Origin of the sequence: Falsibacillus albus, from assembly GCF_003668575.1 — a bacterium.
GTDB classification, from domain to species: Bacteria; Bacillota; Bacilli; order Bacillales; family DSM-25281; genus Falsibacillus; species Falsibacillus albus.
Map to the genome: position 1 here is coordinate 1 of NZ_RCVZ01000011.1, position 18,005 is coordinate 18,005.

Annotated in this window: 14 protein-coding genes; 6 read left to right on the plus strand and 8 right to left on the minus strand. The window is 41.8% G+C overall.

Going from position 1 to position 18,005, the window contains the following annotated elements; genetic code table 11:
- Positions 1-252: 252 nt before the first annotated feature.
- The 8 genes from D9X91_RS15030 to dnaA all read right to left on the minus strand — a co-directional run bounded on the left by D9X91_RS15030 (position 253) and on the right by dnaA (position 10,640).
- Entirely contained in the window at positions 253-1,353 is a 1,101-nt protein-coding gene (locus D9X91_RS15030) for an HD-GYP domain-containing protein (RefSeq protein WP_121681470.1), read from the minus strand.
- Positions 1,354-1,431: 78 nt separating this feature from the next.
- Positions 1,432-3,945, minus strand: a complete 2,514-nt coding sequence (gene gyrA, locus D9X91_RS15035; RefSeq protein WP_121681471.1) for a DNA gyrase subunit A — start codon at positions 3,943-3,945, stop codon at positions 1,432-1,434.
- Positions 3,946-4,052: 107 nt separating this feature from the next.
- Entirely contained in the window at positions 4,053-5,978 is a 1,926-nt protein-coding gene (gene gyrB, locus D9X91_RS15040) for a DNA topoisomerase (ATP-hydrolyzing) subunit B (protein ID WP_121681614.1), read from the minus strand.
- A 142-nt stretch (positions 5,979-6,120) separates the two neighbouring features.
- A complete protein-coding gene (remB, locus tag D9X91_RS15045) occupies positions 6,121-6,372 on the minus strand; it encodes an extracellular matrix regulator RemB (RefSeq protein ID WP_121681472.1) in 252 nt (83 codons plus the stop codon).
- A gap of 11 nt (positions 6,373-6,383) precedes the next feature.
- Positions 6,384-7,502: a DNA replication/repair protein RecF gene (gene recF, locus D9X91_RS15050; protein ID WP_121681473.1), complete on the minus strand. Its 1,119-nt coding sequence runs from the start codon at positions 7,500-7,502 to the stop codon at positions 6,384-6,386.
- A 19-nt stretch (positions 7,503-7,521) separates the two neighbouring features.
- Positions 7,522-7,737, minus strand: coding sequence for a S4 domain-containing protein YaaA (yaaA, locus tag D9X91_RS15055; protein WP_121681474.1), 216 nt, complete (start codon positions 7,735-7,737; stop codon positions 7,522-7,524).
- Positions 7,738-7,953: 216 nt separating this feature from the next.
- Complete coding sequence (gene dnaN, locus D9X91_RS15060) at positions 7,954-9,090, minus strand: DNA polymerase III subunit beta (protein WP_121681475.1); 1,137 nt, start codon at positions 9,088-9,090, stop codon at positions 7,954-7,956.
- Positions 9,091-9,293: 203 nt separating this feature from the next.
- Positions 9,294-10,640 carry a chromosomal replication initiator protein DnaA gene (gene dnaA / locus D9X91_RS15065; RefSeq protein WP_121681476.1) on the minus strand — a complete coding sequence of 449 codons (1,347 nt, stop codon included), beginning with the start codon at positions 10,638-10,640 and terminating at the stop codon, positions 9,294-9,296.
- A gap of 1,324 nt (positions 10,641-11,964) precedes the next feature.
- Between dnaA and rpmH the strand changes: the two genes are divergently transcribed.
- The 6 genes from rpmH to mnmG all read left to right on the plus strand — a co-directional run bounded on the left by rpmH (position 11,965) and on the right by mnmG (position 18,005).
- Complete coding sequence (rpmH, locus tag D9X91_RS15075) at positions 11,965-12,099, plus strand: 50S ribosomal protein L34 (RefSeq protein WP_121681478.1); 135 nt, start codon at positions 11,965-11,967, stop codon at positions 12,097-12,099.
- 273 nt (positions 12,100-12,372) lie between these two features.
- A complete protein-coding gene (gene rnpA, locus D9X91_RS15080; protein ID WP_121681479.1) occupies positions 12,373-12,753 on the plus strand; it encodes a ribonuclease P protein component in 381 nt (126 codons plus the stop codon).
- Between the two features lie 38 nt (positions 12,754-12,791).
- Positions 12,792-13,580, plus strand: coding sequence for a YidC family membrane integrase SpoIIIJ (spoIIIJ, locus tag D9X91_RS15085; protein WP_121681480.1), 789 nt, complete (start codon positions 12,792-12,794; stop codon positions 13,578-13,580).
- Positions 13,577-14,212 carry an RNA-binding cell elongation regulator Jag/EloR gene (gene jag, locus D9X91_RS15090; RefSeq protein WP_121681481.1) on the plus strand — a complete coding sequence of 212 codons (636 nt, stop codon included), beginning with the start codon at positions 13,577-13,579 and terminating at the stop codon, positions 14,210-14,212. The genes spoIIIJ and jag overlap by 4 nt, the downstream gene beginning before the upstream one ends.
- Positions 14,213-14,708: 496 nt before the next feature.
- A complete protein-coding gene (gene mnmE, locus D9X91_RS15095) occupies positions 14,709-16,094 on the plus strand; it encodes a tRNA uridine-5-carboxymethylaminomethyl(34) synthesis GTPase MnmE (RefSeq protein WP_121681482.1) in 1,386 nt (461 codons plus the stop codon).
- A 21-nt stretch (positions 16,095-16,115) separates the two neighbouring features.
- Complete coding sequence (gene mnmG / locus D9X91_RS15100; protein WP_121681483.1) at positions 16,116-18,005, plus strand: tRNA uridine-5-carboxymethylaminomethyl(34) synthesis enzyme MnmG; 1,890 nt, start codon at positions 16,116-16,118, stop codon at positions 18,003-18,005.

The window sequence follows — 18,005 nt, forward strand, 5'->3', positions numbered from 1 at the left end:
TAAAATAAAAATTGAATTAACGTTGACGTTTGTTTTGTTCAGTTTTCAAAGATCAATTTCGCTGTCGCTCATCTGCGACTTTAATAATATAACACGGTCCCAATAAAGGTGTCAACGTTTTTCCTAAATTAATTTCATTTTATTTTTCATAGAGTTTTAGACTTATTTAAATCTACTAATAATAAGGCTTTGAAATACCGATACAGTAGTTTTCAAAATTGAAAAACAGCCCAGCAAGGGACTGTCATACGGTCAATGAAGGATATCTTCGATATGAAGGCTTCTTTGCTTTACAAGGTCCACAATGTCTCCGTTCTGCTCTAGCTTTACCAACGGCCTTGTCAACGAATCTGATTTCGTAAATAATACACTTCCTATTTCCCCGTTGGACAAAACCACCCTTGTCCCGATGGAAAGATTTCCGATGATGGATAGTAGACTTTTAACGACAGATATATCAAATTGCCCGAAGCTGTCCTCCTTGATCATCTCCAGTACTTTAAAAGGGGATTGCTTACTTCGATAGACCCGTTGGGAGGTCATAGCATGATAAACATCAGCCACTGCTATAATTCTAGAAATTTCATGTATCTTATCTATTTTTTCTCCTGCAGGGTATCCGGTTCCGTCCAGGCGTTCATGGTGCTGATAAATGGCCAGTTTGATTTCCTGCTTAAGCAACGGGGTGTCTTTGATCATTTTATAGCTGTTCAGCGTGTGCTGCTTGATCTCTTCATACTCACGCTGTAATAATGTTGTTTTTTTGAAAAGGATGGTGGGGCTGATTTTGGACATTCCACAATCACTCAAAACACCCCCGAGGGCAACTTGATTATATACGCCTTTTTCATAGCCTAGTTTTTTGGCCAATACGGCACTCAATAAACCAACCGCAATGGAATGGTGATAGAAATATTCTTCCTGTGAGGAATAGTGGTGAATTTCATATAGTTTGTCAGTATCTTCGATTACTTTCTCCAGGAGCGGCATGACTATGGAGCGTATATTTGCAATATCCACACTGCCTCCGGATTGCCATTTCGTAAATTCAATTTTGAATTCTTGGATGGATTTTAAATAGAGCTCGATAAATTCAGGCTGTGCTTCCTTTCCATCTCGTGAAGTGGAAGAGGATTGATTGTTCGGCTCTTCAGTGCCGTTCCTTGGTTTGAATAAATCGCCATTGACCAAAGTTCTTTCTATATGTACTTCTTCAATGGAGAAATCTTTTAACACATTGATATGAAGTTCAGATAATATCGTTTTTTTGGCGATGATCGGGAAGCTTGTCATGCCAAATACTTCTTTTTCGAGAATGCACCCTTCTTTCAGTTCGTTTACATTGACCCGCAAATTGTCCACCCCTGTGAAAAATGACTTATATTTTTCTTTATATTACCAAAAAAGAGGCGCCAATGGCGCCTCTTTTTTTTATTCTTCGGATTCATTGTCATTTTCAATTGTTTCTTCGTTTTGATCGAAGCCGTCCTCTTCTTCATCGGCTTGATCCATTTCTTCCTCTTTTTCGACTTTCGCCACTGTTGCGACGTAGCCTTCTTCGTCCAAACGGATCAGACGCACACCTTGCGTGTTTCTTCCCATTTGGGAAATATCGCTTACTGCCATGCGGATCAGTACTCCATTTGCTGTAATCAGCATCAAGTCTTCTTCGCCGGAGACAGTTTTTACAGCGACGACTGCTCCATTTTTCTCAGTGATGTTACAGGTTTTCAGACCTTTTCCACCTCGTGTTTGGATTCGGTATTCACCTGCAGGTGTCCGCTTACCATAGCCATTTCGTGTGACGATAAGGACATCGTTTTCCTCTTCAAGGATTTCCATGCCGACGACTTCATCATCATCGGTCAATGTAATCCCTTTGACGCCCGTTGCAGTACGGCCCATCGAGCGGACATTCGTTTCAGGGAATCGAATGAGCAATCCGTTTTTCGTTCCGATGATCATATCCTTTTCGCCATCGGTCAGCTTGACGGAAATCAATTCATCTTCTTCACGGATATTGATCGCGATCAATCCGTTCGTCCTGATATTGGCAAAGTCCGTAACAGGAGTACGTTTTGAAATCCCTTGCTTCGTCGTGAAGAACAAGAACCAATCCTCTACAAATTCTTCAACGCGGATAATGGTGTTCACCCATTCATCCTGATCGACGCCAAGCATATTGATAATCGGAATTCCTTTTGCCGTACGGCTGTATTCAGGAATTTCATATCCTTTTGCCTTGTATACTTTCCCTTTATTCGTAAAGAAGAGAATGGTGTCATGGGTTGATGTTGTCAAGAGATGTTCGACGAAGTCATTCTCGTTCGTCCCCATGCCCTGTACACCGCGGCCGCCGCGTTTTTGGCTGCGGTAAGTCGATAATGGCAGCCTTTTGATGTAGCCATTATGCGTGAGGGTCACCACAATATTTTCACGAGGGATCAGATCCTCATCTTCAATTTGATCAAGGCCGGCAGCTGTAATTTCAGTCCTGCGCTTGTCATCGAAACGATCCTTGATTTCAATTAATTCTTCACGGATGATTTCAAGGACTTTTTCTTCATCAGCCAAGATTGCTCTTAATTCAGCAATCAATTGGACAAGGGCGTTATATTCTTCTTCAATCTTTTCCCTTTCCAAACCTGTCAAGCGCTGAAGTCGCATATCAAGGATGGCCTGTGCTTGTTTTTCTGAAAGTGAGAAGCGTTCCATCAATCCTTCACGGGCTATCTCGGTTGTTTGAGAGCCCCTGATCAAGGCAATGATCTCGTCGATATGGTCCAGGGCGATTCGCAGCCCTTCCAAAATATGAGCCCTTGCTTCTGCTTTCTTTAATTCGAATTCGGTTCTTCTGCGGATGATCACTTTTTGATGATCCAAGTAATGCACTAAACATTGCTTGAGGTTCAAAACCTTCGGCTGACCATCGACCAGGGCAAGAAGGTTGATCCCGAAGCTTGTTTGAAGTGCCGTCTGTTTATATAGATTATTTAAAAGGACATTGGCATTCGCATCCTTGCGGACCTCGATTACGACGCGCATCCCGTTGCGGTCTGATTCATCGCGTAAATCGGTGATGCCGTCGATTTTTTTATCGCGTACAAGCTCTGCGATCTTTTCAATGAGCTTCGCTTTATTGACTTGGTATGGAAGTTCATGAATCAGAATGGTTTCTTTTCCATTCGCTTTTTGTTCAATTTCTACTTTGGCGCGAAGTGTAATCGATCCCTTTCCTGACTCATAGGCACGGCGGATCCCGCTGCGTCCCATGATCAAACCGGCCGTCGGGAAATCAGGGCCAGGAATGATATCCATCAGTTCCTGAATGGTCATTTCCGGATCCTTGCTGACTGCCAGAACACCGTCGATGACTTCACCTAGCTGGTGCGGAGGGATATTCGTCGCCATTCCCACCGCGATTCCGGATGATCCATTCACCAAAAGGTTTGGGAATCGAGAAGGAAGCACAACCGGTTCACGTTCCGAACCATCATAGTTATCTTTATAGTCGATTGTGTCCTTGTTGATGTCACGGATCAATTCCATAGCGATTTTGGACATTCTTGCTTCCGTGTAACGCATAGCAGCAGCTGCGTCGCCATCGACCGAACCAAAGTTCCCATGTCCGTCCACCAGCATGTAGCGATAGTTGAAATCCTGCGCCATCCGAACCATCGTGTCATAAACCGCGGAATCTCCATGTGGATGGTATTTCCCGATGACTTCACCGACGATACGGGCTGATTTTTTATAAGGCTTATCCGATGTCATGCCCAAATCGTTCATTGCATATAAAATACGGCGGTGAACAGGCTTCAAACCATCACGTACGTCCGGCAGTGCACGAGAAACGATGACGCTCATTGCGTAATCCAAGAAGGATGAACGCATTTCCTGGCTTATATTAATCTCGTTTACTCTAGAATTAGGCGTTTCAGCCATAGTTGTGACCTCCTTTGCTTAAGAAAATAAGCATTCTGCAATAATATGTAAACACAGGATAGATTCTCAGCATCAACCTGATTTCATCATCTATCCTGTTAACATTTTTAAATATCTAGATTCTTGACGTATAAAGCATTTTCTTCAATGAAATTTCTGCGGGGCTCGACTTTATCCCCCATCAAAATCTCAAAGGTTTCATCCGCTTCGATCGCATCCTCAAGACTCACTTGCAGCAAGGTTCTTGTTTCTGGATCCATCGTCGTTTCCCAAAGCTGCTCAGGATTCATTTCACCAAGACCTTTGTAGCGTTGGATGCCTGGTTTCGGCTGTGCAGGCAGCTCGCCCAAAATCTGATCGAGCTGACGGTCATTATAGGCATATTCCACCTTTTTACCTTGCTGAATCTTATATAAAGGCGGCTGTGCGATATAAATATAGCCTGCTTCGATGATTTGCCTCATATAACGATAGAAGAACGTTAATAAGAGCGTACGGATATGGGCTCCATCGACATCAGCATCAGTCATGATGACGACTTTATGATACCTTGCCTTTGAAATATCAAAGTCTTCGCCAATCCCGGTCCCAAGGGCCGTAATGATCGCCCTGACCTCATTGTTGGACAGGATTTTATCGAGGCGTGCCTTTTCCACGTTAATGATTTTACCTCTTAAAGGCAAAATCGCCTGGAAATGGCGGCTGCGTCCTTGTTTGGCAGAGCCGCCCGCAGAGTCGCCCTCAACGACATATAGTTCACTGATGGATGGGTCGCGTGATGAGCAGTCCGCAAGCTTGCCGGGCAAGCTTGAAATCTCCAATGCACTCTTACGGCGCGTCAATTCACGGGCTTTTTTGGCAGCGAGTCTTGCACGTGCAGCCATTAATCCTTTGTCCACAACCTTCCGAGCGACGGTTGGATTTTCAAGCATGAAGGTTTCGAAACGTTCCGAGAAGATTGCATCTGTTATGGTCCGCACTTCGGAGTTTCCAAGCTTCGTCTTCGTTTGGCCTTCAAATTGAGGGTCTGGATGCTTGATGGAAACAATGGCGGTGATCCCTTCACGTACATCTTCGCCGGAAAGATTCGAATCACTATCCTTATATATTCCGTTCTTGCGGGCATAATCATTAATGACGCGGGTCAAAGCCGTCTTGAACCCGGATTCATGCGTCCCGCCTTCATACGTATGAATGTTATTGGCAAAAGAGTAGATATTACTTGAGAAGCCATCATTGTACTGCATGGCAATTTCAACCGTGATCCCTTCTTTTTCACCTTCCATGTAGATTGGTTCTTCATGGATGACATCTTTCGAACGGTTTAAATGCTCTACATAGGATTTAATCCCGCCTTCGTAATGGTATTCATTTTTACGCGTTTCTTCACCGCGTTTATCTTCAATGGATATTTTAATTCCCCTGTTCAGGAATGCCAGTTCACGGATACGGTTTGCTAATGTATCAAAATCATATTCTGTCGTTTCCGTAAAGATTTCAGGGTCTGGCTTAAAATGAGTGATCGTACCAGTCTTGTCCGTTTCACCGATAATTTTCAAATCGAAGGATGGAACACCTTTTTCGAATTTTTGATAGTGAATCTTCCCATCTCGATGTACGTAGACCTCAAGGACTGTGGATAATGCATTTACGACAGATGCACCTACACCATGCAGCCCTCCTGATACCTTATATCCGCCGCCGCCGAATTTTCCGCCTGCATGGAGGACGGTCATGATTACCTCTACGGCCGGCCTTCCCATTTTTTCATGGATCCCGACTGGAATCCCGCGTCCATTATCAGTGACTGTAATGGAATTGTCCTCTTCAATCGTTACTTTTATATCATCACAATAGCCAGCCAGTGCTTCATCGATACTGTTATCGACGATCTCCCAAACAAGATGGTGAAGACCTCTTCCACTAGTAGATCCAATATACATACCAGGACGTTTCCGGACCGCTTCAAGGCCTTCAAGCACCTGTATCTGATTTTCATCATAGGATTGTTCCTGCATTTCTTTTTGATCCATGGCCACTATCTTTTCACCTACACTTTCTAAACATGTCCACCATGTTCTTCTGTCGAATCTATATATGAATCCTTTATCAGGAATAAATGTTTGCTTCTATGGTTAATTTGGTAAATAGTGAATGGGACGCAGCACATCAAACTTATCGAATATGCTGTTCGCTCCATTTGAGCGATCTTTTTTTCAATGTGCCTGAAGCCAACGGTGAAAGGTAAATTTCTTTACTCGTGATCACTAAAGATTTATAGGATTTCTTCGCAAGATTTTGGACCGCCTGTCCTTTTTCTTCAAGAAATTGTTTGATATCTTCAGATGCCTGTACAGAATCTTTATCAAGTATGGCAATGATTTCATCCGTCCGAACCATAACATCCTCGCCAACATGAACATACATAGTCTTTCACCTCATTTCACCTGCTCCATCACACCGGTTTCAACTGAATAAGTTGCCGCTTCCTTTAGGGTCTGGTGATCGATTCCATCTACACTTGTAGTCGTGACGAAGGTTTGCACCCTTCCTTGGATGGTATTCAATAAATGTGATTGTCTGAAATCATCCAGTTCGGATAACACATCATCCAATAAAAGAATCGGGTACTCCCTGATTTCTTCATGAATAAGTTCAATTTCAGCAAGCTTCACAGATAAGGCAGTCGTTCGCTGCTGCCCCTGTGAACCGAAAGTTTGCACATCTCGGTCATTCACAAAAAACTGCAAATCGTCCCGATGCGGGCCGACCAGTGTAACTCCGCGATCGATTTCCCTTTTCCGGACGGCAGAAAATTTCTCTTCAAATACTCTTACCATTGTCGACCAATCACTCTCTTCTGATACATCAAGTGAAGGTTTATATTGGATTTTCAGCGTTTCGAGGTTCCTTGAAATCCCGGAATGAATCGGTTTCGCCCAATTTTCCAGCATCTGGATGAACTCAAACCGCTTTAATATAATTTTTGCCGCCACTTGGATGAATTGGTCGGTCAATACATCCAGCATCGTTTCATCCTTCTGCTTTTGCATTTGAAGAGCTTTTAAATAATGGTTCCGCTGCTGAAGGATTTTTTGATACTGACTGATATCGTGTAAATAAACAGGGGAAACCTGGCCAATTTCCATATCAATAAACCGGCGTCTCACTTGAGGGCTGCCTTTTACTAAATGGAGGTCCTCGGGAGCAAACATCACGACGTTCATATTCCCGACATATTGGCTTAATTTCTGCTGTTCAATATGATTGCATTTTGCTTTTTTCCCTTTTTTTGAAATGACTAGTTCCAAAGGGAGGGAGTTGTTGTTTTTTTGGATCCTCCCTTTTATTTTAGCATATTCCTCATCCCAGCGGATTAAATCTTTGTCATTTGATGTCCTGTGGGATTTTGCCATCGCCAAGACATAGATGGCTTCCATCACGTTCGTCTTTCCTTGAGCATTTTCTCCCAATATGACATTGACTTTGTTCTCGAAGGTTGCATCGAGGCTTTCATAGTTTCGATAATTTTTCAGCTGTAAATCTTTAATATACATGAGGTAACATCCTTTAGATTTACTCAGTGATTACAAACGTTCCGGCATCGGGAATGTATACTTCGTCCCCGACCTTTAGTTTTCTTCCTCTTCGCTGATCCTGTTCGCCGTTAATAAACACTTCATATTCACTCAAGAACCACTTTGCCATTCCGCCTGATTGAATGATTTCCGCCAGTTTAAGGAATTGGCCGAGCGTAATGATTTCCGTTTCGATCTTTACGTTCTGTTTCACGTTCTCACTCTTTCTTTTATAGTCTCTAATATTTTATTTTACTAAATGTTTATACCTAATACAAAGCATTCCTGAAATAAGGATCTTTTCGTAAAAATCTTATTTATCCACAGTAAAAATAACAATTTTTGATCATCCAGCTTTATTGGATTGGCAGCATAAAATAAAAAAGACTGACTCATTGGAGCTCGTCATGGCTGAGTCAGTCTTTTTCTTCTAGTAAGTCCTTACAGGTAAGATTAGCTGCAAGATGGAGTCATCATGTACAGGACGGATGATGAATGGTCTCATCGCACCTGTGAAATCGATTCTGATTTCAGTGCCTTCCAATGCCTTTAAAGCATCCATCATATATTTTGCACTGAATGAAATCTTCAAATCTTCGCCATTGATGGATTGGCTTTGAACCTCTTCTATTACCTTTCCGATTTCTGGGGAATTAGAGGAAATCTCCACGACTCCCGCTTCCAGCGTGCTGAATTTTACGACATTGTTTCTTCCTTCACGCGCAAGCAATGAGGCACGATCGATTGCCTGCAAGAATTCCTTCGAGTTAAGCACCAATTCAGTCTTGCTTTCATTCGGGATCAAGCGGCTCGTATCGGGATAGTTTCCTTCCAGCAATCTGGAGAAGAATAGCAGATGTTTTGCTTTAAAGAGAACTTGATTGTCAGTGATGACAATTTCAACCGCTTCATTTGTATCATCAAGGATTTTACTTAATTCATTTAAGCTTTTCCCTGGGATTACCACATTATAGTGTGCTTCGTTTTCTGTTTCGATGACCGCACTCCTCATTGCCAGACGGTGGCTGTCTGTTGCAATACAGGAAAGTTTGCCATTTTCAACCTTCCAGTTTACACCTGTCAAGATTGGGCGTGTTTCTGAGGTGGACACTGCAAAAACGGTTTGACGAATCAATGTTTTCAAAAGATCTGTAGGGACTTTGAAAATATTTTCTTCCGAGATTTGCGGAAGGTGTGGATATTCTTCAGGATCTAAACCATTTAAATTAAATTCTGCTTTCCCTGATCGAATCACAGTTTGAAAATGATTGATCACTTCGATTTCAACTACATCCTTTGGCAGCTTCTTTACGATTTCACTAAAGAATTTCGCTTGCAAAACGATTCCGCCAGTTTGTTTGATTTCAACAATTTCATCTCCTTCTTCCTCTTTCGGAATGAAAGATTCAATGGAAATATCTGAGTCGCTTCCTGTCAAAGTGACACCTTCATTTGTAGCGACGACTTTGATTCCTGTCAAAATGGGAATCGTTGTTCTGGAAGTGACAGCTTTTAAAACATCTTGGACACTTTCTACCAACCGATCTCTTTGAATGATAAATTTCATGTTTTTTCCTCCCGTTTATGCATATTCACGAAACATGAATCATATATTAATAATTTATAAAAAAATAGTAGAAGTACTAGTAGGGCCTGTAGATATGTGGATAACTACAGAAAACGAACGCAAACACAGTCTATCCACATGTGGACAGACTGTGTGTAAGTCAATCAAAATTATTCACAGTTTCCCACATGATAAAAAATGAATTAACTTTTCAGAAGTTCCTGCAATTCTTTAATTCTCTTTTCCATTTGGGAATCTGATTGAATCAATTTCGATATCTTTTCATGTGCATGAATAACAGTCGTATGGTCGCGCCCACCAAATTCTTCACCGATCTTGGGCAAAGAAAAATCGGTCAGTTCACGAGAAAGATACATGGCAATTTGCCTTGGAAAAGCAACTGATTTTGTTCGTTTCTTTGCCTTGAAATCTTCCAGCCTCACGCTATATTGTTCTCCAACAATCTTTTGAATATCGTGGATCGTGATTACCCTTGGCTTTGCGCTTGGAATGATATCCTTAAGAGCTTCTGCTGCCAAATCGGCATTGATATCTTTATTAATTAAGGATGAATAAGCAACAACACGTATAAGTGCACCTTCAAGTTCTCGAATATTCGTATCGATTTGGTTAGCTATATACAGCATTACTTCATTCGGGATATCCAGTCCTTCAGCTTTTGCTTTTTTACGCAAAATCGCGATCCGGGTCTCTAAATCCGGCGGCGTTATGTCTGTAATCAAGCCCCATTCAAAACGTGAACGCAGACGGTCCTCCAGCGTGGGGATTTCTTTAGGCGGCCGGTCACTTGAAATGACAATTTGCTTACTTTCTTCATGCAATGTATTAAATGTATGGAAAAATTCTTCCTGGGTCTGTTCTTTTCCAGCCAAGAATTGAATATCGTCTATAAGCAGCACATCAACATTCCGATATTTATTGCGAAAATCAACCGCTTTGTTATCTCGGATCGAGTTAATGAATTCATTTGTGAATTTCTCTGATGAAAGGTAAACCACTTTAGCCGACGGGTTATGTTCAACGACGTAATGTCCGATGGCATGCATCAAGTGGGTTTTTCCCAGTCCTACTCCCCCATAAATGAATAGTGGATTATAGGCTTTTGCAGGCGCTTCAGCTACAGCCAGCGAGGCTGCATGGGCAAAACGGTTTCCGGAACCGATGACAAAGGTGTCAAACGTATATTTCGGATTGAGCATGTTCAGAGGCAAATCAGCTTGGTCTTCATCTTTTTTCACCTTTTTTGGAGGCAATGGAATATCAAATTCTTCTTCATCCTGATTTTGAGGAATAATGAATTTTATCTCCAGTTCCTCTCCGGTAATGTCGTAAAGAACACCGGCAATCAATTGCGAATAGCGCCCTTCCAGCCAATCTCTTGCAAACTCGTTTGGCGCTGTAATCACTAAGGAATCACCCTGGAGTGAATGAGCCTTTGTCGATTTCAGCCATGTATCAAAACTTGGTTTGCTGATTTTTTTCTCTATGTCTGCCAGCGCTTTGTTCCAAAGATCCGCAATATTCTCCAATATCAAACCCTCCTTTACATAAAAATAAATTGTACAACCTTTGTACAATAGCGAAATGTCTAGACGTATAAAAATACAATAATATAAATGTGGAAAACTATATAATAAGGAAAGTAATAGATTTTCGACATCTTCCACCACTTGTGGACAACTTTTTCCAAAGGGAGTTGATAAACTGTCCACAAGATATCCACAATTTGTGGATAAATGAGTTATCCAGAACTTTATATTCAGAGTGAAAACACAATAATCATATCAAATTATCCTAGCAGGTGCAATGTTTTTTAATCATTATCCACAACTCCCTTCCGCTGTGCAAAAAACTTTTCCACAAGTTATTGATATGTGAAAAACTTGTCAATATGTGCTGTGGATAGTGAAAAACGTGTCGAAAACTATCCACAAAAAGAAAAGCGGAGTCGACTGTACAGGGGCGATGAGATTGAACTGAAGCGTTCGAGAAAACAGAAACACAAATTTCATGGTGATTCGAGAATTAATCTTCAAAATTTGCTTCGAGCTGTGTAAATTTAAAAATATCGATATCGATTTGGTGTTTTGAGAAGGCTGTGTTGTAAAAGATCTATTCATAGAATGTGAATTGGAACAGAGGTGCGAGCCTCCGGCGGGATTAGTGGGACAGGAGAATAGCAAGCATCCTGCACTTAGGAAGAAAACAGCCAGTAAGATGAAAACTTGCAAAAATAACAAAAAAACAGACAAAATGGAGGGAATAATTATAAAACATAAACATTGTCTGAAAAAAGCTCATATAAATTGGATCATCAAGCGTCATTGCCCCAAAGGAGAATGAAAATAATAGGAATAAGCGGTTAATTACCTATAAAACTTTTCATGTAGTAAATGTTATCTGCGAAAAGCACCAAGATATCTGCGAAAATTTCATTTTATCTTCGAATTTGCTTCATTTATCTGCGAAAAACCCCATATATCGATTCTTCTTCATTTCTCGACAAATTCTTCTCTATTATCAATTCCCTTCGCATGCTTGAAATGACTGATCATAAATTAATCGTTGCTCCCGTCTTAAAAATGTTCCCTGGGTCATTTCGAATTTGCTTATTTGCAATAAAAACTTTGCGAATACGCGGAAGTATAAGGAGATTCAGTGGGAGAGGAAGAAAATCCGCAGCGCATCAGTAGAAAATGGAAGATTGCCAGCGATCCAAAAAAAACCTGCAAAAATCTTCTGAACAAAATTGGAAATTTGAGAATGGAGTTGACAATTGGGAATCCCCCTCTATATAATTGAAAAGACTGTCTAATACCGAAATTTTTTTAAATCCTCAGGGAGGTGTCATATATGAAAAGAACGTACCAACCAAATAAGCGTAAAAGAAGTAAAGTACATGGTTTCCGCGCTCGCATGAGTTCAAAGACTGGACGTAAAGTTCTAGCTGCTCGTCGTCGTAGAGGAAGAAAAGTATTATCAGCATAGACCACTGAAACGTCTCAGTGGTCTTTTTTTTAGATATGGCTGTTTTCAAGAAGGTTTTTATCACAAAGTTTTTTTAAAATAGATTGTTGTATTTTATAGCTTTTCTTGGAAATATTACATCCTCTTGAGTTGATTGGAGCGGAAGGTGCGAGCCTCCGCTTATCCCTCGTAAATCGAGCGTCCTTCATCGGAAATCAACCTTGCACAACCAAAATAATTAATAAATGCCAACAAGCTTTAAGAAAAGAGCTATCGAATTAGGATGGTGGATACATGAAAAAATCTTATCGCATTAAGAAAAATGATGAATTTCAAGCAGTATTTAAAAAAGGAAAGTCATTTGCCAATCGTCAATTCGTGATTTATGTCATGAGGAGAGAAGGGCAATCGAATTTTCGAATTGGATTATCCGTTAGCAAGAAGATCGGGAATGCGGTCAAGCGCAATGAGATAAAGCGTTATGTGCGTCAAGTCTTCCTTGAATATAAAGATGCAGTCAAACCAGGGAACGATTATATTATCATCGCCAGGAAACCGGCGGCCGAAATGAATTTTCATGAAGTGAAAAAAAGCATGCTGCACGTTTTTAAAAGAGCAAATATGGTCAAGATTGATAGTAATAGGGATAGAATTGCAAACCCGGACAAGAAATAAATTTTATTGAATTTATTGAGAAAGGGAGGAAATAGTGATTGAAAAAAAGAATATTTCTTTTAATTGCTATTGTCGGAGTAATGGCTGTTTTCGCAGGATGCTCGCAAATAAAGGAACCGATCGATGCGAACAGTCAAGGATTTTGGAATGAATACATAGTTTATCCATTATCTAGCTTCATCATAATGGTGGCGAAATGGACTGGCGGCAGCTATGGGCTGTCGATTATCATCGTGACCATTCTCATCCGGCTGGCTATTTTTCCGCTGATGATCAAGCAAACCCAAAATACGAAAGCGATGCAGCAGGTTCAGCCGGAAATCGAAAAGCTTAAAAGCAAGTATAGCTCCAAGGATGCGAAAACCCAGCAGCAATTGCAGCGGGAAACCATGGAGCTTTATCAGCAATATGGGGTCAATCCATTGGCAGGGTGTTTGCCTTTGATCATCCAAATGCCGATATTGATTGGTTTTTATCATGCCATCAGCAGGACAAAAGCAATAGGGGAGCATAGTTTCCTATGGTTCGATTTAGGAGCGCCAGATCATCTTTATATATTGCCTCTACTAGCTGGAGTCACGACGTTCATTCAACAGAAATTGATGACGAAGGGAACGGAGAATCAAAATCCGCAAATGGCGATGATGGTATGGATCATGCCGATCATGATCATCATTTTTGCCTTTAACTTCCCAGCAGCATTATCGCTGTATTGGGTAGTGGGCAATATTTTCATGATTGTGCAAACCTATTTTATAAAAGGACCGGAGTTGAGTAAGATACAGACAACATCATCTACTGGTCCATCAGGAGGAGCGAAAAGGTGAAGGAAGTAACTGCGACTGGTCAAACTATTGAAGAAGCAGTGGAATCAGCTCTTGCTCAGCTTAATACAACGAAAGAACGCACTGAACTTCGAGTGATTGATGAGGGGAAAAAAGGTTTTTTAGGAATATTCGGAGCTCGTCCAGCCATCGTAAACATGAAAGTCAAGTTCGATCCCATTGAAGAAGCGAAACAATTCCTTCAGGATATTACAGCAAAAATGGGCATTGATGCTGAAATTGAAACGAAACAGGACGGTCGGGTCGTTGAAATCTATTTCAGCGGGGAGAAAATGGCGTTATTGATAGGAAAAAGGGGACAGACATTAAATTCCCTTCAGTATTTAACCCAGCTGGTGGTAAATCGTCATGGAGAACAATTCATTACGATCATGTTAAATGCAGAAGACTATCGAGAACGAAGAAAAGAGACGCTGGAAGATCTTGCGCAAAAAATGGCTTCAAAAGCTATCCGAACAAAAAGGTCGGTCAAATTGGAGCCGATGCCATCTTTCGAACGAAAAATCATTCATGCCGCACTTATGAAAAATAATCAGGTCAAAACCCATTCGGAAGGTTCCGAACCAAGCCGTTATCTAGTGATCAACCCTGCGAATGGCAGAAAAAATCTTTGAGGGAACAAACCTCAAAGGTTCAGACTATAGGCAAATTCGAAGAAATTTGAATTTGCCTATAGTCTTTTTTAATTTCTAAAGTTAATGGTGGTTGCATTCATTTTGGCTCCCTCTCGGAATTCAAACATCTTTCTGGAAAACAACCATTTCAGATTTTTTCATATATAGGCGCAAATCAACTTTGCACATACTTTGATGAATAGAAGCAAACTTTTCGAAATGATACATTGTTAAAAATCAACAGAAAAATATGTGCAAAGCCGACCGAGATTGTTATTCACATGTGGATAAGTTAAAATAAAACAAGAAAATATACGATGTACGGCGATTTGTGGATAACTTTCGGGTTTATCTTCTTTTTAATCAAGTTTGTCTGTGATATTCTATTAATTTAGAGGACAAAAAGGATAGAAAAAATCTCTTATATATAAAGACTGCTTTTGAAAGATGGAAGGCAGTCAAAATCGATCATGATAAAGGAAACGAGGTGAGATGCATGGAATTTGATACGATTGCAGCGATTTCAACTCCGATGGGAGAAGGAGCGATCGCGATTGTACGATTGAGCGGGGAACAAGCCGTCCAAATAGCAGATGCAGTATTCAAGGGCGTCGGCAATAAAAGACTTGTGGACCAAACCTCGCACACCATCCATTATGGCCATATTATAGATACGAAGACAGAACAAGTAGTGGAAGAAGTCATGGTTTCCCTGATGAAAGGTCCGAAAACTTTTACGAGGGAAGATGTTGTAGAGATCAATTGCCATGGAGGATTAGTATCCGTTAATCGAGTCTTGCAGCTTGTGTTGAATCATGGGGCGCGCTTGGCAGAGCCTGGTGAATTTACGAAAAGGGCTTTTCTTAATGGACGGATTGATTTATCACAGGCGGAAGCCGTCATGGATTTGATCAGGGCGAAGACGGATCGGGCCATGAATGTTGCCATCGGACAAATGGAAGGAAGGCTGTCCAAGCTTATCCAAGGGCTTCGACAGGAAATCCTTGAGACTTTGGCGCATGTGGAGGTCAATATTGACTATCCAGAGTACGATGATGTCGAAGAAATGACACATCAGATCCTGGTTGAAAAAGCGGCGCATGTGAAAACGGAAATTGAAAAACTGATTAGAACCTCTCAACAAGGGAAAATATTAAGAGAAGGATTATCGACCGTCATTGTCGGCAGGCCGAATGTTGGGAAATCTTCTCTATTAAATAGCCTGGTACATGAAAACAAAGCCATCGTAACGGATATTCCCGGCACGACAAGGGATGTCATTGAAGAATATGTAAACGTACGCGGCGTACCATTAAGGTTGGTCGATACTGCCGGGATTCGTGAAACGGAAGATATCGTTGAAAGAATCGGTGTGGAGCGGTCGCGGAAAGTATTGAAAGAAGCTGATTTGATTCTTTTAGTATTGAATTATTCGGATGAACTGACCCAGGAAGACGAGAACCTCTTCAAGGCCGTTGAAGGGATGGACGTCATTGTCATCATCAATAAAACGGACCTGCCGCAGCAGATTGACATGGATCGAGTGGAAGAACTCGCCAAAGAGCATAAGGTCGTGACCACTTCTTTGCTTCAGGAACAGGGAGTCGATGAATTGGAAGAGGCCATTTCTTCGCTGTTCTTTGAAGGTGAGATTGAGGCAAGTGATATGACCTATGTATCCAACAGCCGCCATATAGCACTATTGAATCAAGCATTGCAAGCGATTGAGGAAGCCATACATGGAGTCGAGATGGGGACTCCTATTGATATCGTTCAAATCGATTTGACGCGTACATGGGAATTGCTTGGTGAAATCACCGGTGATTCCGTTCATGAAAGTCTGATTGATCAACTATTTTCTCAATTCTGCCTAGGGAAATAAGATTTAAGGAGGAACACGAACATGCATTATGAGGCAGGTCAATATGATGTGATTGTTATTGGCGCTGGACATGCTGGTGTGGAAGCTGGATTGGCCTCTGCCAGGATGGGAGCGAAAACGTTGATCGTTACCATTAACTTGGACATGGTTGCTTTTATGCCTTGCAATCCTTCCGTAGGAGGTCCGGCAAAAGGAATCGTCGTAAGGGAAATTGATGCGCTTGGCGGAGAAATGGGGAGGAATATCGATAAGACCCATATCCAGATGCGTATGCTGAATACAGGAAAAGGACCGGCAGTGCGGGCATTGCGTGCGCAGGCCGATAAATTTACTTATCAGCATGAAATGAAGAAAACGATTGAGAATGAACCGAATGCTACCCTTCTTCAAGGGATGGTCGAGGAATTGATCGTGGAAGACAGCGAAGTGAAAGGTGTCATCACACAAACCGGAGCGGTCTATAAGGCGAAAACGGTTGTCATTACGACTGGAACCTTCCTTCGCGGGGAAATCATCCTTGGTGATTTGAAATATTCAAGCGGTCCGAATAACCAGCAGCCGTCCATTAAATTGTCCGAGAATTTGCAGAAGCTTGGATTTGATATGGTGCGCTTCAAAACAGGCACCCCTCCAAGGGTCAACAGCCAATCCATCGACTACAGCAAGACGGAAATTCAGCCCGGTGATGATGTACCAAGGGCTTTTAGCTATGAAACGACTAAATATATAACAGATCAGCTTCCATGCTGGCTGACCTATACAAATGATCAGACCCATGCGATCATCGACGACAATCTTCATCGCTCACCGATGTATTCGGGTATGATCAAAGGGACGGGGCCACGCTACTGTCCATCGATTGAGGATAAAGTTGTCAGATTCCATGACAAACCCCGCCACCAAATCTTTTTAGAGCCTGAAGGAAGGAATACACAGGAAGTATATGTACAGGGACTTTCGACAAGCCTTCCAGAAGAAGTGCAAAGGAAGATCCTTGAAACGATTCCTGGTTTGGAAAAGGTTCAAATGATGCGTGCGGGATATGCCATAGAATATGATTCAATCGTTCCAACCCAGCTATGGCCGACTTTGGAAACGAAAAAAGTTCGCAGCCTTTATACCGCAGGCCAAATTAATGGGACATCAGGATACGAAGAAGCAGCAGGCCAGGGGTTGATGGCTGGAATCAACGCAGCATGCCGGGCATTAGGGAAAGATGAAGTCATTTTAAGCCGCTCAGATGCCTATATCGGTGTATTGATAGATGACCTTGTCACCAAAGGAACAAATGAACCATACCGTCTATTGACTTCAAGGGCTGAGTACCGCTTGCTTCTGCGCCATGATAATGCCGATTTGCGCCTCACAGAAATCGGGCATCGAATCGGTTTGATCAAGGAAGAACGATATGAGCGATTCCAATTGAAAAAGGCAAAGATCGAAGAAGAGAAAAACCGCCTCAAGTCAATCATCATTAAGCCGAATGATGAAACGCAGGCAGTCATCCAAGAAGCAGGAGGAAGCTTGCTAAAGGATGGAATCCGTGCTTCTGACTTATTGAAGCGGCCTGAAATGAATTATTCCCACATTAATAAGCTCGTTCCCGCAGATGAAGAGTTGTCCGCAGATGTGGAGGAGCAAGTGGAAATTCAGGTTAAATATGAAGGATACATCGAGAAGTCGCTTCAGCAAGTGGATAAAATGAAGAAAATGGACAATAAGAAAATCCCTGACAATATTGATTATGATGCCATCAACGGTCTTGCATCCGAAGCACGCCAGAAGCTGAAGGAAGTGCGTCCGCTTTCGATTGCACAAGCCTCAAGGATATCTGGGGTGAATCCTGCTGATGTCTCCATCCTATTGGTCTACATCGAACAAGGGAAAATTGCCAAAGTATCTGGAAATTAA